14 protein-coding genes are annotated in these 22,615 nt (G+C 51.8%); 10 read left to right on the top strand and 4 right to left on the bottom strand.

The genetic code is table 11. The features are described 5' to 3' along the window. Nucleotides 1–330 precede the first annotated feature (330 nt). From PSHG_RS01540 to PSHG_RS01515, 6 genes are all read left to right on the top strand, one after another. The gene (locus PSHG_RS01540; protein ID WP_010268434.1) at nt 331–1,362 is read left to right on the top strand and encodes an ABC transporter substrate-binding protein; all 1,032 of its coding nucleotides are present in this window, start codon (nt 331–333) and stop codon (nt 1,360–1,362) included. Beyond that, entirely contained in the window at nt 1,352–2,353 is a 1,002-nt protein-coding gene (locus PSHG_RS01535) for a FecCD family ABC transporter permease (RefSeq protein WP_010268432.1), read from the top strand. Before PSHG_RS01540 ends, PSHG_RS01535 begins: the two co-directional genes overlap by 11 nt. Further along, complete coding sequence (locus PSHG_RS01530) at nt 2,350–3,180, top strand: ABC transporter ATP-binding protein (RefSeq protein WP_010268430.1); 831 nt, start codon at nt 2,350–2,352, stop codon at nt 3,178–3,180. Before PSHG_RS01535 ends, PSHG_RS01530 begins: the two co-directional genes overlap by 4 nt. Before the next feature lie 25 nt (nt 3,181–3,205). After that, nucleotides 3,206–4,144 (top strand): ATP-binding protein, encoded by a 939-nt coding sequence (locus PSHG_RS01525; protein WP_010268429.1) that lies wholly within the window; start codon nt 3,206–3,208, stop codon nt 4,142–4,144. Further along, nucleotides 4,134–6,167, top strand: coding sequence for a VWA domain-containing protein (locus tag PSHG_RS01520; RefSeq protein WP_010268428.1), 2,034 nt, complete (start codon nt 4,134–4,136; stop codon nt 6,165–6,167). The genes PSHG_RS01525 and PSHG_RS01520 overlap by 11 nt, the downstream gene beginning before the upstream one ends. 122 nt (nt 6,168–6,289) lie before the next feature. Further along, nucleotides 6,290–9,982: a cobaltochelatase subunit CobN gene (locus PSHG_RS01515; RefSeq protein WP_010268427.1), complete on the top strand. Its 3,693-nt coding sequence runs from the start codon at nt 6,290–6,292 to the stop codon at nt 9,980–9,982. A gap of 469 nt (nt 9,983–10,451) precedes the next feature. Here the strand turns inward: PSHG_RS01515 and PSHG_RS01510 are convergent, their stop codons facing one another. The 3 genes from PSHG_RS01510 to PSHG_RS01500 all read right to left on the bottom strand — a co-directional run bounded on the left by PSHG_RS01510 (nt 10,452) and on the right by PSHG_RS01500 (nt 14,455). Next, nucleotides 10,452–13,001: a beta-mannosidase gene (locus PSHG_RS01510; protein WP_010268423.1), complete on the bottom strand. Its 2,550-nt coding sequence runs from the start codon at nt 12,999–13,001 to the stop codon at nt 10,452–10,454. A gap of 170 nt (nt 13,002–13,171) precedes the next feature. Beyond that, complete coding sequence (locus tag PSHG_RS01505; protein WP_010268422.1) at nt 13,172–14,113, bottom strand: SGNH/GDSL hydrolase family protein; 942 nt, start codon at nt 14,111–14,113, stop codon at nt 13,172–13,174. Between the two features lie 12 nt (nt 14,114–14,125). Next, nucleotides 14,126–14,455, bottom strand: a complete 330-nt coding sequence (locus PSHG_RS01500) for a hypothetical protein (protein WP_010268420.1) — start codon at nt 14,453–14,455, stop codon at nt 14,126–14,128. Between the two features lie 252 nt (nt 14,456–14,707). Between PSHG_RS01500 and PSHG_RS01495 the strand changes: the two genes are divergently transcribed. Continuing rightward, the gene (locus PSHG_RS01495; protein WP_010268416.1) at nt 14,708–16,048 is read left to right on the top strand and encodes a glycoside hydrolase family 140 protein; all 1,341 of its coding nucleotides are present in this window, start codon (nt 14,708–14,710) and stop codon (nt 16,046–16,048) included. Nucleotides 16,049–16,129: 81 nt separating this feature from the next. On the opposite strand, the gene PSHG_RS29120 is transcribed toward PSHG_RS01495, so the two are convergent. Further along, nucleotides 16,130–16,927 (bottom strand): AraC family transcriptional regulator, encoded by a 798-nt coding sequence (locus PSHG_RS29120; RefSeq protein ID WP_010268415.1) that lies wholly within the window; start codon nt 16,925–16,927, stop codon nt 16,130–16,132. Between the two features lie 113 nt (nt 16,928–17,040). On the opposite strand from PSHG_RS29120, the gene PSHG_RS01485 reads away from it, so the two are divergent. The 3 genes from PSHG_RS01485 to PSHG_RS01475 are packed head-to-tail and all read left to right on the top strand — an operon-like array spanning nt 17,041 to nt 22,604. Continuing rightward, nucleotides 17,041–18,501: an L-fucose/L-arabinose isomerase family protein gene (locus tag PSHG_RS01485; protein ID WP_010268414.1), complete on the top strand. Its 1,461-nt coding sequence runs from the start codon at nt 17,041–17,043 to the stop codon at nt 18,499–18,501. Further along, nucleotides 18,495–20,978, top strand: a complete 2,484-nt coding sequence (locus PSHG_RS01480; protein WP_026021125.1) for a hypothetical protein — start codon at nt 18,495–18,497, stop codon at nt 20,976–20,978. The genes PSHG_RS01485 and PSHG_RS01480 overlap by 7 nt, the downstream gene beginning before the upstream one ends. Nucleotides 20,979–20,996: 18 nt before the next feature. Further along, on the top strand, nt 20,997–22,604 hold the full coding sequence (locus PSHG_RS01475; RefSeq protein WP_157213419.1) for a glycoside hydrolase family 3 protein: 1,608 nt from the start codon (nt 20,997–20,999) through the stop codon (nt 22,602–22,604). Nucleotides 22,605–22,615 lie beyond the last annotated feature (11 nt).

Genomic DNA, 22,615 nt, shown 5'->3' with positions numbered 1-22,615 from the left:
AAACTCTTCCCTCCGGGAGGAGTTTTTTATTTTTATATGAGATGGCACGCTTCGTTAGAATAACGAATATTGCTGGTTGAAAAACTTGTTTGACTTCTAAAAAATGAAGTGATATTATCACTTTGTTAATAGTAATCATTACTATTGTAGTTTTGATCAGCATAGTTTAATAGCAAGAAAGGAGATGAGTAGCCAAATGAACAGGCGGCCCAACCATTATATCTGCTGCTTAATGGGACATACATGAGAAAATCTAGCAAAAAGGATACTAAAGCAGTTAAACATAGAATATAACCGTAATAATTACACATAATTCGGAGGGATAAACCTATGGCTAGGAAGCCTCGAATAAGGCGTTTTTTTGCAGGAGCATTGATCCTCATTATTTTGTCAGGCTGCGCATCAACGCCACCTAATGAAAATGGAGATCACGAGACAAATATTGAAGCAAATGCCCCTGATTCCGAGACCCCATCGGACACGAAAGCTGATGGAGACGTCTTTTTTACATTTGTTGATGATACTGAGCGTGAAATTGTTCTTCCAGAATCACCCAAGCGGATAGTGGTGCTGTCTCCGCAGCTTCTTGATCTTTTGTATGCTGTTGATGGCACTGCAGTGGCAAGAGCGACTGCGTCTGGAGGCAGTGTACCGAAGGAGGCAGAGAATCTGGAAGATGTAGGGGGGATCACAACGGTCAATACCGAAAAGCTTGTGGCGCTTAATCCTGATCTGGTTATAGGATCGACGTCGTTTCATCGCGATCTTGCCGACATTCTTGATGCGAGCGGGATTCCTCTTGCTCTTTTCACCTTAAGCACTTATGAGGATTTAAAAGAAAAGGCGCTGCTGATGGGGAAATTGGCCGGTACGGAAAGCAGTGCGGAAGAACAGCTGGCCGCCCTGGACCAAAAAATAAACGAATGGGTCGAGCAATTGCCAGCGGAGAATGGTCCGACCTTTATTATGTTGAATGTAGCGCCAAGCAGTGTATCTGTGCAGAGATCGAATACGGTTGGTCTGGAAGTAGCAGAAATGCTGCGCATGAGCAATGTAGCCGAAGAGATGGAAGCTTCGGATAGCCGGCCGACCACAGCACCGTTCAGTCTGGAGAAAATAGCCGAACTCGATCCGGAGTTCGTATTCATCCTGATTCACGGAGCTCAAGAGGACGGCTTGAACAAGATCGAGGCGGAATTATCCAGCCAGCCGGCCTGGCAGTCGCTTCGCGCAGTAAAAGAAGAACGCATGTTTGTTCTTCCTTCGGATTTGTTATTGTCCAACCCGGGGTTCCGGCTGCATGAATCAGTTGAGTATTTGGCAAAACTCGTCTATCCGGAGTCGTTCGGAAATGGCGAATAACGCTGTCAAATCTAATTATTCAAAAAAAGGAATCATCCTGGCTGCCTTATTGGCTGCTGCTTGCCTGTCTATCATATTTAGTGTCTCCACGGGAGCAGCCGCTATTTCCCTGACGGACATAGGCAAGTATTTGTTCCAGGGCTACAGCGGTCCGATGAAGGACGTCATCTGGAATATCCGGCTGCCGCGTACGCTGGTTGCTGCCCTGGTGGGCATTAACCTCGCATTGTCGGGAGCTCTGCTGCAGGGAGTTATGCGAAATCCGCTCGCTGATCCGCATATTATCGGTGTCTCATCAGGTGCAGGGTTGTTCGGTATTATCATCCTCATAATATTTCCCCATTTGCCGGAGCTGTTGATTCCTGCAGCTTTTCTCGGCGCTTCTGGAGCAGCTGCTGTTATTTATCTGCTTGCCTGGCGCGGTGGTATACAGCCTGTCCGCATCATTCTGGCCGGCGTCGCTGTGTCGGCTTTTCTCGGTTCGGGTATATCCGCACTGCTTACCTTTTACAGCGATCGTGTTAATGGTGCTCTTGTCTTTCTCGTCGGCGGCTTGTCTACGAAAAGCTGGCCGCAGTTAGAGACGATACTGCCTTATACGCTTGTTGGCACCCTGCTGGCGCTAATCGCCTCGAATCATATGAATATTATGCTTTTGGGCGATGCCAAAGCTAAAGGCGTTGGCATGCGGGTCGAGGCGGCCCGCCTCATCATGACAGCTGTTGCCACGCTGCTTGCTGCAAGTGCGGTCAGCGTCGCCGGCTTGCTCGGCTTTGTCGGGCTGATTGTTCCGCATACAGCGCGGCTTCTGGTCGGCAGCGATTATCGCTTTCTGCTGCCGGCATCCGCACTGCTTGGGGCAGCCGTCGTAACCTTTTGCGATACGCTGGCGCGGGTCATGTTTGCGCCCATTGAGCTGCCAGTGGGCGTCATTATGGGAGCGCTTGGCGCGCCATTTTTTCTATACCTGTTAAGGAGGGCTGCCCAATGATTGCACTTTCCATGCAAGATGTTTCTTTGAAGTACAATGGCAAGCCTGTCATTGAGCATCTGAAATGGCAGGTGGAAGCAGGGCGTATCTATAGCATTATTGGGCCGAATGGCTGCGGAAAAAGCACTTTGCTGAAGGCGATTGCCCGGCAATTGAAGTGCAGCGGCGGCTCGGTGCTGGTGGACGGGAAGCAGCTGGACAGCTTCTCGCCGCGACAGTTAGCGAGGCGTTTGGCGATGCTTGCACAAAGTCAGGACCCGGTTCCTGATATGTCTGTTCGCACACTTGTCGGCTACGGCAGATTTCCGCACAAGCCGGCTTGGAGTCCGATGCGCAAGGAAGACGAAGCTATCATCGATTGGGCTTTGACCCAAACCGGCACGATGAAATTTGCCGAACGCAAGTTGTCTGCATTATCCGGCGGCGAGCGGCAAAAGGTATGGATCGCCATGGCTTTGGCCCAGCAGCCGGATGTCCTGCTTTTGGACGAACCAACTACGTATCTGGACATTCAGCACCAGTTGGAAATCATGGAGCTTGTCGCAAGCCTTAATCGTCTGCACAAGGTGACCATTATTATGGTACTGCATGACATGAATCATGCTGCTGTTTATTCTGATGAACTCGCGGTGATGCGGAAAGGCAAAATCTACGCGCAAGGCAAACCGGAAGACACTCTTACGGAACAAATGCTTGCTGATGTATTCGGCGTCCGTGCCCAGCTGTCCCGCCATCCGGAGAGCGGGCGCCCAGTCTGCCTGGTTACCGGGGTGATTGGGCCCTCGACAGGCAGCGAAAGTGATGAGGCGATCCGAGCAGGATCATAAAAATATATTCATAAGGGGTTTGGATATGGAATCTGTGAAACATCCGTTTCCTTTCACAGCCATTGTCGGTCAGGAAACGATGAAAAAAGGGCTGCTATTGAATCTAATCAATCCAAAGCTTGGCGGCGTACTGATTCGCGGGGAAAAAGGCACCGCCAAATCAACGGCTGTTCGAGCACTCGCTGGTTTGCTGCCTGGACTTCGTGTAGTTAATTTACCGGTAAGCGCAACGGAGGACCGCGTCGTGGGTACCCTGGATATCGAGCATGCGATTCGGGAAGGCGGAGTGCGGTTCGAACCGGGTCTGCTTGCTGCAGCACACAATCATATTTTATACGTCGATGAGATCAATCTGCTCGATGATGCCATCGTTGATGCGCTGCTTGATGCTGCTGCCATGGGAGTAAACACTGTGGAGCGGGAAGGCATCTCGCATTCGCATCCATCACAGTTCATTCTGATCGGGACGATGAATCCTGAAGAAGGCGAGCTGCGCCCGCAGCTCCTTGACAGGTTTGCCCTCTCTGTCGAGGTATCCGGGGAAAGCGATGTGCAGGATCGGATGGAAATTATACGCCGCAGGCTTGCCTTTGAGGCCTCTCCAGATGCGTTTTGCTTGCAGTACTCCGCCAGGCAGGCTGATCTGCAAGAGAAGATTATGCGGGCCCGTCAGCAGCTTGGCCGGATTGAGCTGTCAGAGCGCATGATAGAATGGGCAGCACAAATCGGCATCCGCCTGGAAGTGGATGGACATCGCGCAGACATTACGGTTATGAAAACTGCTATGACGATTGCGGCGCTCGATGGGCGAGGGGAAGTGCGGCAGGCTGATATGACCGAAGCAGCTGCGCTCGCGCTGCCGCATCGAATGCGCAAAAAACCGTTTGAGGATATGGATAGCGGGGCAAAAACGGTGCAAGTGGTGCTGGATGAGTTCATGAAGGAGAATTTGCATGTCAGGTAATGTTCCAATCTATCCGTTCTGCGCCGTTGTCGAGCAGCAAGCTGCGAAGCAGGCGCTGCTGCTGCATGCCGTTAACCCGAAGCTTGGCGGCGTGCTGCTTAGCGGCCATTCAGGGACGGCTAAATCAACGCTTGTGCGTGGATTGGCCGAGCTGCTGCCTGATAAAACGACCGTTGCCATTCCGCTTCATGCGACGGAGGACAGGCTGCTGGGCGGGATGGATGCCGCACATGCGATTCGGCATGGAAATCGTAAGCTGTCCGCGGGTCTGCTGCACGAGGCGAACGGAAATATCGTGATTATCGATGAGGCTCATCTCATGCCCAAAGCGCGTTTGAAGCTTGTGTTACAGGCCATGGAAGCCGGCAGTTATGCGCTGGAACGGGAAGGTCTTTCCGCTCAGCTCGATTCAAGATTTCTGCTGTTCGGCACGATGAATCCTGAGGAGGCCAGCTTGATTGGCGCTTATGAGGATCATTGGGGGCTTATTGTTCAAATGGATGGTATATACGATTTGAACGACCGTAAAGAAATCGTTAGGCGCAGACTGGAATACGAGCGGGAGCCGGATGCTTTCGTTCGGCGATATGAAGCGCAAACGGAAGTGCTAAAAGCCCGGATCCAACAGGCACAGCAGCTTATTCCGCAGCTTGAGCCTGACGACTCCGTCCTTCGTCTGGCAAGTGAAATCGTGCGCCAAGCCGGCTGCAGCGGCCACCGCCGCGATATTAGGATAGTTGAGACTGCCCGCGCGCTTGCCGCCTGGGAGGGGGAGACGGTGATTCGCCCCGAGCATGTACGAAGAGCGGCAGAGTCTGTTCTGCCATCAGGAATTATGCCTGAACATGGAGAGCATAATCCAGTCTCTGCGTCGCAGGAGCGGCCTCCGGAGCAAAGTCGCAGCGCTCATCAATCGGAGCAGCAAGCCGCCAGTCACCCGGAATCTTCCGGCAGGACTCCCGAGAATCGGGCGGATGCTCAGCCGGGATCAACCAGTCCGGATAGCCATCCGCTGCGAACGAATCAACTGGATGTTGGTGACGATAACGACAAAGGGGAAGCATCGTTCGCGGCGCCGACCAGGCTATCTCCCGAAACACTATCCGCAGCATCGAATGAAGCGAAGCAGGAGAAGCAGGTTGAAGCCGTTGGTCAGCCCCTTGCTATCCCTTCTTTATCTTTTAATCGTTCTACAATGCCTGCATACGGGAGAGCGGGAAGACGCAGCAAAATCGATACCAGTTCCGGTCAAGGCAGATATATTCGTGCTGAAATTCCGAAAGGAGCCGTTCGCGACCTGGCTTTGGATGCTACTCTGCGGGCAGCGGCACCTTATCAGAAAATCCGCCGCGAGAAGCGTTTGCATGCAGGAACAGCTGCAAAGACGAAGCTTATTATTGAGCGTAGTGACTTAAGGATTAAAGTACGCGAACAACGAATCGGCACGGCATTATGGTTTGTTGTCGATGCCAGCGGCTCGATGAATGCATCGCGGCGAATGAGAGCGGTAAAAGGCGCCGTTCTGTCGCTGCTTAAGGATGCTTATCAAAAAAGGGACAGGGTGGGGTTCATCACATTTCGCGGATCGCGCGCGGATGTGCTCCTTGAGATGACAAGAAGCGTAGAAAAAGCGGAACAGAAGCTTAGATTAATCCCGACAGGGGGCAAAACGCCGCTATCTGCCGGACTGGCGAAAGCTTTTGAAAACGTTCAAGCTGACTCTTACAGTAAACAGAAGCCGATTCCGGTCCTGGTTATCGTCACAGACGGCCGGGCGAATGCCAGTCTTGTTCCGGAAAGCGATCCTTGGGAGGAAAGCAGGAGGATTGCACACATGATCGCCTCATTAGGGATTCAGTCACTGGTCATTGATACGGAGCAAGGATTTGTTCGGCTCGGCTATGCCCGCAAACTCGCTGACGAGCTGCAGGCGCAGTACGTGCGGCTGGAACAGCTGGAAGCCGGGGAGATCAAACGGGCTGTAAGAAACCGCGTTCTGACCGGGGAATCAAGCCGGTACTGAGTAACTGTAATCTGACTGGGGAATCAAGCGGGCACTAAGTAACTGTAATCTGACAGTCAACGACCGTATAAAAAAATCGCATTCTGACGCTCAAACAGAATGTTTTTAGGGAGGGAAGCAGTGTGAATATTACGGTTTTAACCGGTGGAGAGGCGGTGCAAGCCCATCTGGCTGCTGCTTATCGCCGGTTTGATGACCATCAGAAGCAACAGCTCAAGCTTTCGATTATCAACCTTGGAGACCATTTAAATGAAACCCGATCTGCGGAATTATTGGCCTCCGCCGGACTCATTCTGTTTGACGCTCATGGTGTCCATAAAGAAAGAATCGCGCTGATCCGCAACATGCTGCACGCTGCACCATCTGCTTATATCGTTCCGGTAGGAGGCAACGCTGCGGAGATTCGCGACCTGCTGAAGCTGGGCGTGCTCACAGCCAGCGAACTGCCGGATGCCATTGGCCCGCCAGCCGGGCAGGCGGGCCCTCCGGAACAACGGAACGACTATCTTCATTATGTTCGTATTATGAATTACTGGCGCGGCGGCGGAGAGGACAACATGTATTCACTGCTATGCCTGGCTGCAAGAGAATATTCATCTGGCAGCTCATTTCCTGTGCCTCCCGAGCCGATATATATTCGGGAGTTGTGCCTGTTCGATCCGATCACGCTAACGGCTTACTCGTCTTATTCCGATTACGCCAATAGCCGGATAGTTAACGAAGATAGGCCGGCTGTAGCGCTGTTTTTTCTTGGCAACGGCAATCCCGCAGATTTATCAGCCTGCCTAGGTCCACTTATTGAAAAGATAGAGGAATTTGCCAATGTCCTGCCGATTGCCTTTCCTTCTGTCATGAACATTTCGAAAGACAGGCTGGAGCGCTTATTGTTCGATCATCAGCACGTCCATTTGCTTGTTAATTTCCTGCCCTTTCGTCTTGGAAGCGGCCCGGCGGCCTTTGCGGATAACAGCTTTACACAGCTGCTTCAACGCTTGCAAGCACCTGTGCTTCACCCCTTCTTTTTATCCACGATGACGGAGGAGGAATACAGGGAATCGTCCAAAGGGCTTGCTCCAGCGCAGCTGATGGTGCAGGTGGTTCTTCCGGAAATGGATGGAAGTATTGAGACATATCCAATAGCTGCCATGCATCGGGAAGGGGAAGATCCGCTGCTGCAAGTTGCTTTGTATAAGATGGTCGCTTTACCCGGAAGAATCGAGCGCTTGGTCCAGCGCATCCGAAATTGGCTCGTTCTGCAGCGAAAAGCCAATGCGGACAAAAAGCTCGCGCTGATCGGCTATAATTACCCTCCCGGAGAAGCGAACGTGTTCGGCGGCACGTTCCTGGATACTTTTGCCTCCTTGGCTCGTATGCTTACCTGGCTCAAGCAGGAGGGCTATGATGTCACGGAAATGACGGCGGCCGAGCTGCAAGCCCGTTTTGTTGAGCAGGGTGTAGTGAACACCTCGCAATGGGCGGGCGAAGGAGCGAATGCGCTCATCTGCCACCTCGATCCTGCATTCTTCGGGAAGCTGCGCAACAAGGAATGGGGACGTGATGCGATAAAGCGATGGGGAGAGCCGCCCGGTGAGATCATGGTAGAAGACGGCGCCTTTCTAATACCGGGAATCATAAATGGCAACGTATTTATCGGCTTGCAGCCCACCCGGGGAGTTCATGAAAACCAGCAAAGCCTTGTCCATGACAAATCGCTTCCGCCAACCCACCAGTATTCGGCGTTTTATGAATGGATCCATGACCATTGGGAGGCCGATGCGGTCGTTCATGTAGGGACACACGGCACCCTTGAATTTTTACCGGGGAAAGAAACTGGAATGTCCGGGGAATGTATCCCGGATCAGTTCATTGGGGACGTTCCGCATCTGTACTATTATTATGTAGGCAATCCTTCTGAAGCGATGATTGCCAAACGCCGAAGCCATGCTGTCTTGGTCGGATACCAGGCGCCACCGTTTGTCGAGGCAGAGCTGTACGGCGAGTGGACTGATCTGGAGAGGCTGCTGCACGAATTTCGTGAGGCGGAGCAGTTTGATCCCGGGCGAGCCGCCGAGCTGCTGCAGAAGGTGCAAGAATGTGCGAAAAGCCTGCATGTACCCGGCAATGACCCGGACGAGTTGGAAGAAGAGCTTTATCGAATGAAACGCTCCCTAATCCCCGGAGGCCTGCATGTGCTAGGAGAGGCATTATCTCATGAAGATGCTGCACAGCACATGCGCCATGTCCTGCGGCATGAACGGGGAAATATTCGCTCGCTGCACGGGCTGTTGGCGGAACACCACGGAATGCGCGAAGAGCTGGGAACAAATAATGGCAATAATTCCAGAATACTTGCCAATTTAGACCATGAGGCAGAAATGCTTATCAACGACTATTTACGAACCAAAAGCATTCCGGACAAGTACCAGCAAGAATCTCCGGCATGGCAATCCGAGCTCATTCGTGCGTTAAACTATGGTCTCGAGGTTTATCAAAGTGTCACGGACAATTACGAAAGGACAGGCTTTATGCAAGCGTTGGAAGGAAAATATGTTCCGGCAGGGCTGGCTGGCGATGTGCTGAGAAGTCCTGAAGTGCTGCCGTCCGGACGCAATTTATATGCATTTGATCCGCGTTCAGTCCCAAGTCCGACAGCGATGGAACGCGGCGCCAGGGTTGCGGAGCTATCAATCGATCATTATCGGAAACAGCATGGAAAATACCCCGATACAACCGCGGTCGTCTTGTGGGGCTTGGAAACTTCCCGGACACAGGGAGAAACAATCGGGCAGATCCTGCATTATCTCGGGGTAAGGACCGGGGAGAGAAAAGGTTCATTTCGAAGCGACTATGAGATCATTCCGCTCCGGGAATTAGGCAGGCCCCGGCTCAATGTTGTTGTGCACATTACCGGCATTTTCCGCGACATGTTTCCGAACCTGCTGGATGAACTGAACCAGCTTTTTCGCAAAGTATCCGAGCTGGATGAGCCTGATGAACAGAATCGGTTCAGGGCGCATACCCGGAAGGTGAGCGAGTGGCTGCACTCGGACGGCTATGATTCTGAGCTTATTGCCGATTTGGCGAGCGCCAGATTTTTCGGACCGGCCGAGGGACAATACGGGACGACGGTAACCAAGCTGATCGAGACCAAAAACTGGCAGGAAGAAGGCGAGCTTGCCCGCGCTTATGCTGAAAGCCAACATCATCTGTACAGCCTGTCAGGACAAAGGCGTGCGGAACCGAAGCTTTTTCGCTCCCATCTCCAGGCTGTGGATATCGTATCGCAAATTCGCAGCAGCCATGAATATGAAGTAACGGATTCCGACCATTATTACGAATATTTCGGGGGCTTGTCCAAATCAGTGGAACTGGCAAAGGGAAGTCCGGCAGATAGTTACATTACCGATACGACTGGCGAGCAGATTAAGCAAGAATCGGCAGAGCATGCCATTGCCCGAGGAGTGCGCACGCGGCTGACCAACCCGAAATGGATCGATGCTTTGCTGCAGCATCCCTTTCACGGCACACAAACAATTGCCCGCCGTTTTGAATATGTGCTTGGACTTGCGGCCACGACCGGGAAAGTGGAGCCGTGGGTGTTCGGTGAGCTTCACGAGGTTTATGTTGAAGACGAGCGGAGAAGCAGGCAGATGAAAGAAAACAACCGCTGGGCTTACCATGCCATGATTGAGTCTTTGCTTGAAAGCTATCAGCGGGGGTATTGGCAGCCCGGAGAAGACGCCCTAAACAAACTTCGGCAAAGGATGCTGGAGCTAGAGGGGGATCTTGAAGGAGATCTAATAGAAGAATCTTGAACAGTCATGCCATTGAATTCTGAGGCACAACTCCAGCATGAAAATAGCCAAGGTTGGCGGGTACGCAGGTTTCGAGGGCTGCGCGGGCTTGTTGCCTGCGTTTTGTACGAAATGTCGTATAAATGCATAGGGGTGAAGTGCGAATACCGGAGATTTGTATGAAACGTCGTACAAATACAGGGGATTGAAGGGCCATTGCCCAATATTTGTATGAAAAATCGTACAAATGCAGGGGATTGAAGGGCGATTACCCGAGATTTGTATGACAAATCGTACAAATGCAAGGGCTTTAAGCTATTAAGGAACTGCAGCCAATGTTCTAGACGAAATTTCGTATAAAAACAACATGATAAAAACAACATGACAAAAACAACATGACAAAAAAGTTGGACGGAAATTATGTTTTCCGCCCAACTTTTATTTGCGGACTTTCTGGATAGCTAAACCTACACCTTCCCAAACCGACAAGCTACATCTGAAGTTGGACACAGTCAGCCAATGAAATAGCGGTTATGCTGCCCGGAGATGCTGGGCGAAAGACGCTTTTACCTGATGGACGGCTTAAGAAAGTGACGGTCTGCGGAATGCCTGGAACGAGATTGAAGCAATTGTCGCTAAAAATGCCTTCAGTTTCACTAGACAGCCAAACCTGACGGGCAAAGACGCTGCTGTCCACCGTAAAGGCGGAGCCTCCGCTCCCGGGGATCGCTGTTATGGTAAGAGCAGGAGCCTGCAATTGAAGCTCCTTATCTTTTACAAACAAGTGGTCCTTGCTATCTATGACTTTCCCATTCTGCTTTAGCTCGGCCCGGAAAACAACGGCTGCCGGATCGTGATGTCCAAGAAGATCACTGACCGTAGTTTGGTATAGGATATCCGCTGCCTGAATATCGCTATTCACGGGAAGGGAAGCTGTACATAATACTTCACCCTCAAAGCTATACAGCCGGATGCAAAGGGTACCTTCTACTGGAGCCTGTACGTCCGAGATGAGATGGACGGCAAGGGTATCATTCTGCTGCGCTATAGCGAGGCTGACGTCCCGAAAGCTGCGTTTGACTATATAATGAAGGGCCTTCCAGCGACCGAAGTAGTCGATGCCGGACCAGGAGGCGACAGGCCAGCAGTCGTTCATCTGCCAATATAGGGAGCCCATACAATAAGGCTTGCGGCGGCGATGTGCTTCAATAGCGGTTTGGATGGCTTCGGCTTGCTGGAATTGACTTACGTACAAGAACGATTCGAAATCCTTTGGGGTTTTTGTATATTGCTCCATATAATGCAGGATCAATGCGTTGCCGTTTCCATGCTTCTGATGAGCCGTCATCACCTTGGACTCCAGTGACCAATCGCTTTTGTCAGCAAAGGTTCCGACTGTCTTCGGCTCAGGGAAGGATTGGAAGCCGTATTCGCTCATAAACCTACCGACATATACGTTATATTGTTCAAATGGCTCCTTATTGTGCCAAACTCCCCAATAATGGATATCTCCACTGGTCCGGCGGGGATTGGCGTGCTGATGCTCATCCCGGCTAAGCGATACCAAAGGGGAGGAAGGCCAATATTCGGCGCCTGGCGCCAAGCTGGAGACCGCATCGGGCAGCAGGCTATGGAAGATCGCCTCGTAATCGGCCCAAATCTTTTCCCGCAGCTCCGCATTAAATGCTTTTTTCCAGCCCCATCCAGCATTTTCATTATAATGCGCCCACGCAAGGTCGATTTCATTATTGCCGCACCAGAGTACAACACTCGGGTGATTTCTTAAACGAACTACATTTTCCTGTGCTTCTAGGCGAACATTCTCCAGGAACTCATCATCACCCGGATACATACTGCAAGAGAACATAAAGTCCTGCCAAACCATAATCCCGTGCTCATCACACAAGTCATAGAACACGTCGGCTTCATAAATCCCCCCGCCCCAAACACGAAGCATGTTCATATTGGCCTCTGCAGCTGATGCAATCTCATGGCGGTAACGCTCTTCCGTTACTTCAGGGAGAAAGCTGTCGTTCGGGATATGGTTAGCTCCCTTGGCGAAGACAGGCACACCGTTGAGTTCAAGAAAAAAGGAGGTGCCGGCTTCATCGGGATTCCTGACAAGCCTGACGCTGCGTAGACCGGTGCGTACTGAAGCCTTTGCGAGCGGGCTCGAACCAGCCGTCAATTCAGCGTGGAATTCGTACAGGTTCGGTTCGCCTAAACCACGGGACCACCAAAGCTTCGGGCGGTCGATGTGCAGCGCCAGCTCAACAATTTGATTTCCTGGCGCAATGGCAGCTTCAATCTCCCAGTGCTGTCCTGCCGTACTCAATGAAAGAGTGGCAGCAAGCGATTGATCTGCTTCAATATGGAAGACCGCCGTCAATTGGGCGAACGCGGGCGTGACTTTGTCCTGGCGGATAAACAGATCTTTAATTCTGGCTCCGGACCAGCCTTCGATTCGGCATTCGCGCCATATTCCGCTTGTGACAAACCGCGGTCCCCAGTCCCAGCCGTAATGATACGGTGCTTTTCTAGCGAATACACTGACCTTTCGATCACCAAGTCCCCCCAGGGCTGATTGGTCATTGGCAGCAGGAAGTGAATGGCCGAGCTTTTCCAGCTTTGGGAGATCCTCCTGAATTGGAGAACGGAACAGGATCCGTATATGATTCTCTCCCGAGCGGATGCGTTCTTTTTTCAGATTAATCCGCCAAGTGCGGAACATATTGTCTGCTGATAGAGTCATCTTGCCATTCACATAAATATCCGCATATGTATCCAGTCCGTCGAATACGAGCTCAAGCTCATCCAGTGCCATCATATCCCGTGGAAGTGTAAATACAGTTTCATATTCCCAGTTTTTCTTGTCAATCCACTGCAGGTCATGCTCGTTAGTTCCATAGAAGGGATCGGGGATTTTTCCATTCCTGAACAGGTCGGTATGAACACACCCGGGAACCCGCGCCGGCATCCAATCAAGTTCATCACAAGCTTTAAACTTCCAGTCATTTAACACCAGTTGTTTTGGTTTCATAATCCTTCTCCCTTTACTAGTCGATTTGCCCCCAGCTTGCCCTAACAAAAGAAGCTGCTGATCAGTAAAAATTGATCGAAAAAATCGAAACGGGGGTAATTCCGCAAACAACCAAACCGAATATCTTGAGAAATGCTACATATGGATATGGACAAGAGCTGCTGTGTGATTCAAGATAATCTCCGCAAGTGCGTGATGATTTCATTATAAAACAGATTCGCAATCAAATTATGCCCGTCCCCATTCGGGTGGACAGTACCCTCGGGTGTATGGATATAGGAGTTGCCGAACGTAGCTGCGTACAAGTTTACGCATGGAATCCCTTTATTCTGGCAGGCTGTCCTCACTTCATTCACCTTTGCGGAATTTTGCTCCGCAGTGTAGTAAGTATTGTACTGGATCGTGGAGGCGATGATCCCGGCAGTTGGAAGCAGTTCCTGTATGCGGTCGATTCCCCGCTCCAGATCTGCACGGGGATGAGAATCGTTCATCCCTGCGAGCCACAGGATTAATTCAGGTCTGCGGGGAACAACGACTGCGTCTATGATGCTAGTGATGGTTCGGATTGACGCGCCGGATAATCCGTGAATGCTAACCGGAATGGAGAGCATTTGCTGCAGCTTGCGGCCATATAACTGAGCTGGTCTTGGTGATACGTTGGCCCCGAACGTTATCGAGTCGCCTATACAGACGATGTTCCGTATAGCATCCCTATTCGGATGAACAAAATCAGCCAACAGGTAATCAAGATTAATTCGGCCGGCAGCCGAAGAACGCCCCCGGGCCACTTGCTTGTGAATGGAGATGGAATGATAGCCTGCTGCAAGTCCTGTTATCGTATAGACAAGCACGTTATGCTGTTCTGATGCGCTGAAATAATCAATTTCACCATGAAGAATGCCGTCGAGGTAGACATCGGCTTTACCGAAATCCGCCCCTTTGGAAGCATAAATTTCAACCCCTCTAATATATCCGCCCCAAGAAGCAGAAGCGCCAGTTTCAGCTTCTCCATCCGAGTCATGCCTGCTGTGCAAGCTGGCGCTTTCCGTATGCTGGACTACCCAGCTGCCTGTGTAAGTACACGCTCCATCTTCTACTTTCAGTTTTACCATGATCACCCTCTCTCAGGTATAGATGGGTACAACCCATATTGTCCAACTTCCTGTAAAATTTTCTGCCTCTATTCGCAGAAAGCGGGATATATCCTGTAGGACATAGGATGTTTCACTTGAAATTCCTATCCTTCTGGCCTCCGCTCCAAGCTCATCAGCAAAGGGCCCGTCTTCATTAGGTGCTCCCTTCACGACTACATCGATTGAAGAAGGCAGAGAAGCCGGCTGCACATAGACCCGGCAGCGGGAATATCCGTACATGTCCAACGGGTTGCTGACCGCTGTCGATCCGGTAGGCAGGTACACATAGGCGGGCGGCAAAGGGGGCTCTGGCTGCTTCATGGATCAATCCCCTCCTTAATAAGTCTTGAGCAGTTGAAAAAAGCATTATCCCTATTTTAATCGTGAACCTCCCGGCGGAATATAAGACGTTTTTTACTTTGTTGCCCGTTTTTAACGACTATGAACTTCCTGATCCCCGGATCGTAGAATTTTCCTGAAATTTATAGCTGCGTTCATGGCTAGCGGAAGGACTGAGGATTAAGCTTAAAGCGTGAACCGGTTCAAAAAAAGGGTTCGTACAGGGGGAGTGTTATGAAGGCTGAGAACAGACGATTGCAGAGACTTCGGGTTAGCGAAAACAGGCGTTTTCTGATCCGGGAGGACGGGACGCCGTTTTTTTGGCTGGGTGATACAGCCTGGAACTTATTTCACAAGCTGAGCCGGGAGGACGCTGAGCTGTATCTCAAGAAAAGGGCAGAGCAAAGGTTCAATGTGATCCAGGCCGTTGTCTTGGCCGAGCCGGACGGTGTGCGTTCAGGGAATTATTACGGGAGAAGGCCGCTCAAAAGAAATGAACACGGCCGCTTCGATCCGGCGCTTCCCGACACGGATGAGGGGTACTCCTACTGGGATCATGTCGATCATATTATCCGCAAGGCCTCTTCTCTAGGTTTGTATATTGCTCTTCTGCCGACCTGGGGCGACAAGTTCAACCAGCTGTCCGGCAGAGGGCCGGAAATCTTTACTGAAGACAATGCCTACAGCTATGGGCGGTGGCTTGGGGAGCGCTACAAGAATGACAGCAATCTGATCTGGGTGCTTGGAGGTGACCGGCCGCTTCAAAATCGCCGCCATTTTGCCATTATCCAGGCCCTAGCTGACGGGTTGAAGAAGGGGGGAGGAGCGGCACATCTGATGACCTTCCATCCGAAAGGCTCTACGTCCTCTTCATATCATTTGCATGAGGAAGACTGGTTGGATTTCAACATGACACAATCCGGTCATGGGGACGGTGTACGCGATAATTACAGGCTGATTAAGGAAGATTACGCACGCCTTCCTGTTAAACCAGTGCTGGACTCGGAGCCGTGTTACGAAGATTTCCCCCGCGGCTTTCAATGTGAGCGCGGCTATTTTGATGAGACTGATGTGAGAACAGCGGCTTACTATGCAGTGTTTGCCGGAGCCTGCGGACATACGTATGGGCATCAATCCGTCTGGGCAATGAGTGACGGTATGTACGGTTCGTTCGAGATGACGGGGCCGGGGACGTTTTTTATCATGGATTGGAAAGCAGCACTCGATCGTCCCGGAGCGAACCAAATGCAGCATCTCAGGGCATTAATGGAAGCCTTGGAGGATCCGCTCAGCCGCATCCCTGATCAGGGGCTGATCGCCGATAATTTCAAAGGCTCAAATTATAGGGTGGCGACACGGGGTGAAACGTATGCGATGATTTACTGCCCCAATGGTTTATTCGTCCATGTCGTGATGGGGCGAATCGCCGGGAGCAAGGTTAGGGCTTCCTGGTTCAAACCGGCGAATGGAATGTGGAGTGAGCTCGGTTTTTTTGACAATCTTGGGATCGTCACCTTTACAGCCCCATCAAGCGGGAGAGGAAACGACTGGGTGCTTTTCTTGAAAAGCGAATAAAGCATAAGTATGCAAGGTTAGCTTCGTGAGTCTTCGGCTTACCATGCAGGCAGAGAGAGTGCGAGAGCTGGGGATACGCTGTTATTTCGCTTTCACCCATATTCGCGGCTTTTCCTTAACGTAGATGGATGGCGGGAGGCCGGTGATTTTCTTGAATACTTTGTTGAAATAAGACGGTTCGCAAAAACCGAGGTAATCCGATATCTCGCTGACATTCATTTGGGACCCGGTCAAGAGGTCACAGGCGGCCGATACGCGAATTTGCTGAATGTATTCCGTTACGGTGACGCCTGTTGCTTGCCGGAATAGGCTGCTGATGTAGTTGGGAGTTAATGCGACATGATCGGCTAAATCCTGGACGGTTATGTTCTCCCGGTAATGCTCCAGAATGTACTGCTGCAGCTGTATAACGATTCCATGGGATTTGCCTGGGGCAGAGTTCCGTCTCGCATCCTCATAAAGGATGGCCAGCATCTCCAGCATCATGGCGTGACAGAGCGTCCGTGTATAAAGGGACTTGCGAAGCCAATGCTGGGTGAGCAGGGAGAAGCGGTGTCTCATATAGTCCGCGTTAATCAGTGTGCCCAAAAGAGTCTGAGGCTCCTTTAACAGCGGCAAACCTTCGCCATCCCCTTCATAGTGGAAATGCGCGGCGTACATGTCATGAGATTGGCCGCTGGCATTGACCGCCGACCGCATCGTGCCTTCGGGGATGAACAGCATATCACCTTTTTGCAAAGTGATGCGAGTATTGTCCCCCAAGCGGTACACGATTTCTCCGGAAGTAAGGAGCAGTAAGATATGGTGATCCGCCGGGGCGGAAGGGACATGCCATCCGGGCTCGCAGTGCTCGAAATAAATCGCAACGGGTTCAATCACAACTTCCGACTCCCTCCTAAGGTTAAGGTAAGGGTTATTATAAGCGAACCGCAGATTCATGCCAACCAGCATGCTTAAAAAGCTCAATAAAAATAAAACAGGTGGTGTTCAAAATGAAACAAAACTTCCATCGTGCCAAAGCTCGTGTCGGTGTAATCACTGTAGGTCATGAGCCTTATTGGGGGCAATTTCCGGGTCTTAAGGAAGAGCTGGAGGCGAACGGTAAACAATTCGAGGATAGGCTTCGAAAGCAGGATGTAGAAGTGGTATCAGCCGGTTTCGTGGATAATGTCGGCCTTTCCTTCGCTGCGGCGGCACGTTTAAAGGCCGCGGATGTAGACTTTTTATTCTGCAATTTAAGCACATACGTGACTTCATCTTCTGCAGCAACCGCTATTCTTAATCTTGGCGTGCCTACCGTATTAGTGGCGCTGCAGCCTTTAAAAAAGCTGGATTACCGCCATACGACTACTTACATGCAGCTGGCGAATGACAATATATGCTCGCTCCCTGAAATTAGCGGCGTCCTGATCAGGGCAGGTCAACCGGCCGCCGGCATGATTGTTGGCACACTTCATGAGGATGCAAGAGCAGAAAAGGAGATCGAGAAGTGGTGCCAGGTAGCCAATGCCCGCCGGGCTTTCAAATATGCGCGAATAGGCTATATGGGGCATACGTACGAGGGCATGTATGACATGAACACAGATCCTACCGCATTCACGGCGGCCTTCGGCTCTCATGTGCAGATGCTGGAGATGTGCGATCTTGCCAAGCTTATTCATGATGTTACACCCGCTGAGGTGGCCGACAAGCTCGAGGAGATCAGCAGTGTATTCACCTTGGCGGATCCGTTCATCGATCCGATTACAAGGCCAATCCGTCAGGAGGATCTCGATTGGTCCGCCAAGGTCGCGGTAGGGCTCGACAAGCTGGTTGCCGAATACGAGCTGACCGGACTCGCCTACTATTATCGCGGGCTTGACAATAACGAATACGAACGGATCGGTTCAAGCATGGTGCTGGGCAATTCCCTGCTGACGGGCAAGGGTATTCCTTTGGCAGGAGAAGCCGACCTGAAGACATGCGCAGCAATGCTGATTATGGAGAGACTTGGCGGCGGAGGATCTTTTGCTGAGCTGCACCCGTGCGATTTTGAAGATGATATTGTGCTGGTCGGACACGATGGCCCGCATAATATCAGAATCAGCAACGGCCGGCCAATCATCCGCGGACTGGATGTGTTCCATGGCAAGAGCGGCTCTGGCATCGGTTTGGAATTCAGCATTAAGAACGGGCCAGTGACGCTGCTTGGCATCTCGCAAACGGCGGACGGCCGCTTCAAAATGATTGCCGCCGAAGGAGAGTCTGTTCCCGGGGAGATTCCGCAAACAGGGAACACCAATACCCGCTGCAGCTTTGCGTGCCGGGTAGCTGATTTCGTTGAAAGCTGGTGTGCGGCAGGTCCGACCCATCATTTCGCTCTTGGTGTCGGTCATTTGAATGCCAAGATTAGACATGTGGCTGACGTGCTTGGCTTAGAACTTGAGATTGTAAAGGAGGCCGCGAAGTGCTGATGATCTCTGATGGTACATGTGAAAGAGGGAGAAAGCTGCAGCGGGTTACACTTGAAATGAGCTTGAAGCCGTTCTTCAGTCTGGAGCAAGAGGCCATTGATGAGGTCTGTGCAGAGGCGATCCGCCAGTGGCTGCCCCTGATTGGTATGGCTCATGAGGCATCTATGCTGCTGTGGGTGGCGGACGGCAGCGAGATTCTAACCTGGGACGGAAATGAAAGCACGGAGTTCGAATGGGCCAAGTATATCGGATTTGCGAATGAAGACTGCTTCAGCCACATTCAAGGCGACAAGGACCCGAGAATCGCCCGCCCATACAAGGATGCCCCCGTAGCGATGACTTACGGCGATCTTAAAAGAATCGTTGCCAGCTTCAAACGGGTCGCTGCCGAACGGTTTGGAGTGAGGATGGAGGTGGGGGCGACCTTTGACGCGGGTCCAGAATTCGCTTATTCCGATTTTAAATACAAGGACCACCCGGAGATTAACCTCGCAGAGCTTGGCGGACAGTATATTTCGCTTAAAGCTGATTATACGGTTGTCTGTACCTGGTCCACCTTGCATGCTGATGATGCTGTATATGCGGCTTATCCGCAGGGGATTCCGGAGGGTACTCCATTCGGTGAATTTCTCGGCCGTCAATGCGCCAGCTTCCTGCCTGCGATGGGATTTGATTATATCTGGTTCTCCAACGGCTTTGCGGTCTCTTATTTTCCCTGGACTTATTTGGGCGCTAATTATAACGGGGAGCAAATGCCGCTCACAGAATATGACGAGCTGTCAACGAAAGTGCTGTCGTTTTGGGACCATTTCAAAATGGAATGTCCCCATACCCGTACAGAGATACGGGGCACTAACTTCGGTACGGGAATGGACTTGGCGAAGGATTATATTCCGCTGCTCACCTTGTATGAGAAACAGTATCTTGAGCTGCCGCCGCCGAATTCCCCATGGGGTGCCCTGAATTATGACTTCGGCCTGGAAATGACGGGCTATCTGTCCAGAATCGCAGAAATTCCCGGCAGTACCTATCCGTTTCGGTTCTATCCCAATGATCCTTGGTTCTGGCAAAATCCATGGCGGGATTTGTATGACCGGGAGCCGCACGACATCTACTGTCCGCTCGCCGCAGCCAGGGTAAATCGAGCGGGTGAACTGGAAGGGCCGGGAATTGTAGAGATTCTGACGATCGATACGGAAAGGGGGGAGCTCAACGAATGGGATACAATGGACATTATTCCCCATCTCCGCAGAGCTTTAACGCAATCCCCTGATCAGCCCGGCCTGCTAACCTGGGTTTACCCGTTTCGCGAACTGCATGAGATCGTGAAGGAATCAGCTGAACATTCGGGAACTGTTTTTTTCCATGACTGGTTCATCCGCAACGCGATCAATCAAGGGCTGCCGCTTAATACGGTGATCGGTACGGATACTCTCTTTGAAATGACCGAGGGAGCAACTGCAAAAATGAAGGACACGATCCTGCTCGTTTCCGCCTCCTGGTTAAGCGGAACCCATTCAGCCTACTTTGCCAATTATGTCCGCTCGGGGGGCCGTCTGCTGATGTATGGCTCCATACAAGACCCGACTTTGCTGGAAATGTTGAATTTGCAGCGGGGCGAGGGGCTGGAAGGCGATTTCGAGGTGCGCAGCAGCGGTCTTCAGGAGGACGGAACAGCCGTCCCCGGACGCGGGTTGGCACGCAGGCTGCGCCATCAGGCGCTAATCGGCGATGGAGGGTTCCATGAACAAATTAGAGATGCGAAAGATGCCTTCACACTCCCCGCGATTGAGCTGCATCAAGGGGGCGAGGTACGCGCTTATGCGTTAAGCAGACAGCATCCTTCCTGGAACGGCGGTCGCATCAGCTGGGTGAGGGGCTCGCTTCCCTTTGCGAATTCGGGAATTACCCACTTGCCTGTAAGACAAGACACTTCGTTTGTTGATGGCTCTGTTGCTCTGCGGTACATGCTCCAGCATTTCGGCTACACGGTGCTGCAGGACAAACACGAGGAAGCGTCCGCTCCTGCGCTCATGTTTGTGAAACGGCATGACAACGCATTTCTGTTCACCGGATGCAAAAAGGATTCCTCCGTATCCTTCCGTCTCCGCACCCCGGATGGGGTTCCGGTCATCATCGGTCAGGCGGCAGCTGCAGGTCCGGCAGAAATCTCTTACGCTCTGGATCGAACTTTTCATGAGGAATGCCGGGTATTTATGGAACAAAAGGAACCGGGGCAGGTATGGTGCCGGGAAAATAGCCCGGTGTCCACAAGGAAGATCGATCCAGTACGGACGATAACCGTCGGCGGGCTTAAAGAAGCCATCTTAATCATATACCCGCCTGTGTGGGCGCTTGAGAAAGGGCGTGTCGATATCCGCCATCATTTTGCCGATGAAGAAGAGATTCCGTGGGCGCGGCAGGATAACAAAATAGTAATCAAGGAGATTAGCGGTACCATCAACATTTCCTGGTAGAAGGAGTGTGACATGAAAATGAAATACCGGATAAAGCAAACGCCCCAGGCGCAGCAGCTTGTGAATTCTCTGGATTTTCGGGGGCTGCTAAATCAGGTGATCTGTCCGGCTTATGCGCGGATTCAGCAGGAGAAACAGGAGGCAGAAAATTTCGGAGCAGTCTTTTTTCATCCGATGGAAGTCTCGGAGCTTCGCATAGCGATCCGGCGTTTTCAGGAAGCAGCTGGCATCTCGCCTCTGATTGTGAGCGACTTGGAGTGCGGGCCGGGAAATATGATACAGGGGGCAGCCCGTTTCCCTTACATGATGGGTCTTAGCCAGACCAATTCACCGGAGCTTGCCTATGAAGCGGGCAAAATTGCGGCACAGGAAGCAGGCGAATTAGGCTACAATTGGACGTTCTCACCGGTGGTGGATTTGGCTGCCGATCCGGACAGCCCGGTTGTCAGCATGCGCAGCCCGGGTCAAGACCCTGAACATGTTATTAAAATGGCCGGGGCCTATATGCAAGGGCTTCAAGATCATGGCATGATAGCAACCATCAAGCATTTTCCCGGCGATGGGCACTCCAGTTTGGATCATCACTTGACTACATCGGTCAATCCGCTGACACAAAGGGAGTGGTGGAAAGGGCCGGGACGCGTATTTCAAGCGCTGATCGACGACGGTGCCATGGCTGTTATGCCGGGCCATATTGCACTGCCCGCCTTTGACGTGCCGGATGAAAATGGCTTGTATCCGCCTGCTGCGTTGTCCAAGCGGCTCCTGGTCGACCTTCTGCGCACAAAGATGGGATTTGAGGGGCTGATTGTTTCGGATGCTATTGAGATGGGCGGCGCAGTAGGTTATATGAATTACTACGATGCATGTGCCGCAGCACTGGAGAACGGGTGCGATTTGCTATTGTTCCCCCGGGTGAATGAACGGTTCTACACGGAAATGGAGTGCCGGATGGAAAGCGGCAAGCTGTCGCTTCAGACGCTTCGGGATCGGGCCGGCCGCATCCTTTCCTTGAAGGAACAATTAGGACTGTTCGGGCAAAAGGAGGCATCTCAGGCAGTTGAAAATACTCAGAACCCGGCAATCAGTAAGGAGCATAACGTGCGGGTTGCCGAGCGTATCGCCCGGGAGAGCATCACGCTCGTCAGAGACCGAAAGGGGCTGGTACCGTTCCCGATCAAGCCGGAGACCCGAGTGCTGCACGCTGTCATCATGAACAATCATGATCGATATGCTGAGCTGTATGAACGGGTGAAGCGGGAGCTAGCAAAGCATACAGCTCATGTTGAGCAGTGGGTGGATCCGGGCCCAGACCGGCTGTTCGAGGCAGCTGGCGGAGGAAGCTTTGATTTAATCCTCTGCTCTATAGGGAGCCGGCTCAGCTATGGTCTTAACGTGGTACGGCTGCACGATGAAGTGGCACGCAATATGATGGGCGGCTGGACCAAACTGGATACCCCGATCATTTTTGTATCCCATTTTCACCCTTTCGTACACAAGGAATATGAGGCATCCATTGACACATTGATCAACACATATGGGGATATTGAGGTTACGGTGAAGTATCTGGTTGATGCTCTTACGGGAACTTACGCGATTCGCCGGGAGCTGCTTGCGCATAATTAGCTAGAGTATCG

Source organism: Paenibacillus senegalensis JC66, from assembly GCF_000285515.1.
Classification (GTDB): Bacteria; Bacillota; Bacilli; order Paenibacillales; family NBRC-103111; genus Paenibacillus_L; species Paenibacillus_L senegalensis.
Note: the sequence above shows the minus strand (reverse complement) of the source record. Positions and strands in the feature narration are given on the sequence as shown.

What these genes read in the sequence shown, in the direction of transcription:
- PSHG_RS01540 (WP_010268434.1), top strand. Translation starts at nt 331, where the DNA reads ATGGCTAGGAAGCCTCGAATAAGGCGTTTTTTTGCAGGAGCATTGATC.
- PSHG_RS01535 (WP_010268432.1), top strand. Translation starts at nt 1,352, where the DNA reads ATGGCGAATAACGCTGTCAAATCTAATTATTCAAAAAAAGGAATCATC.
- PSHG_RS01530 (WP_010268430.1), top strand. Translation starts at nt 2,350, where the DNA reads ATGATTGCACTTTCCATGCAAGATGTTTCTTTGAAGTACAATGGCAAG.
- PSHG_RS01525 (WP_010268429.1), top strand. Translation starts at nt 3,206, where the DNA reads ATGGAATCTGTGAAACATCCGTTTCCTTTCACAGCCATTGTCGGTCAG.
- PSHG_RS01520 (WP_010268428.1), top strand. Translation starts at nt 4,134, where the DNA reads ATGTCAGGTAATGTTCCAATCTATCCGTTCTGCGCCGTTGTCGAGCAG.
- PSHG_RS01510 (WP_010268423.1), bottom strand. Translation starts at nt 13,001, where the DNA reads ATGAAACCAAAACAACTGGTGTTAAATGACTGGAAGTTTAAAGCTTGT.
- PSHG_RS01505 (WP_010268422.1), bottom strand. Translation starts at nt 14,113, where the DNA reads ATGGTAAAACTGAAAGTAGAAGATGGAGCGTGTACTTACACAGGCAGC.
- PSHG_RS01500 (WP_010268420.1), bottom strand. Translation starts at nt 14,455, where the DNA reads ATGAAGCAGCCAGAGCCCCCTTTGCCGCCCGCCTATGTGTACCTGCCT.
- PSHG_RS01495 (WP_010268416.1), top strand. Translation starts at nt 14,708, where the DNA reads ATGAAGGCTGAGAACAGACGATTGCAGAGACTTCGGGTTAGCGAAAAC.
- PSHG_RS01485 (WP_010268414.1), top strand. Translation starts at nt 17,041, where the DNA reads ATGAAACAAAACTTCCATCGTGCCAAAGCTCGTGTCGGTGTAATCACT.
- PSHG_RS01475 (WP_157213419.1), top strand. Translation starts at nt 20,997, where the DNA reads ATGAAATACCGGATAAAGCAAACGCCCCAGGCGCAGCAGCTTGTGAAT.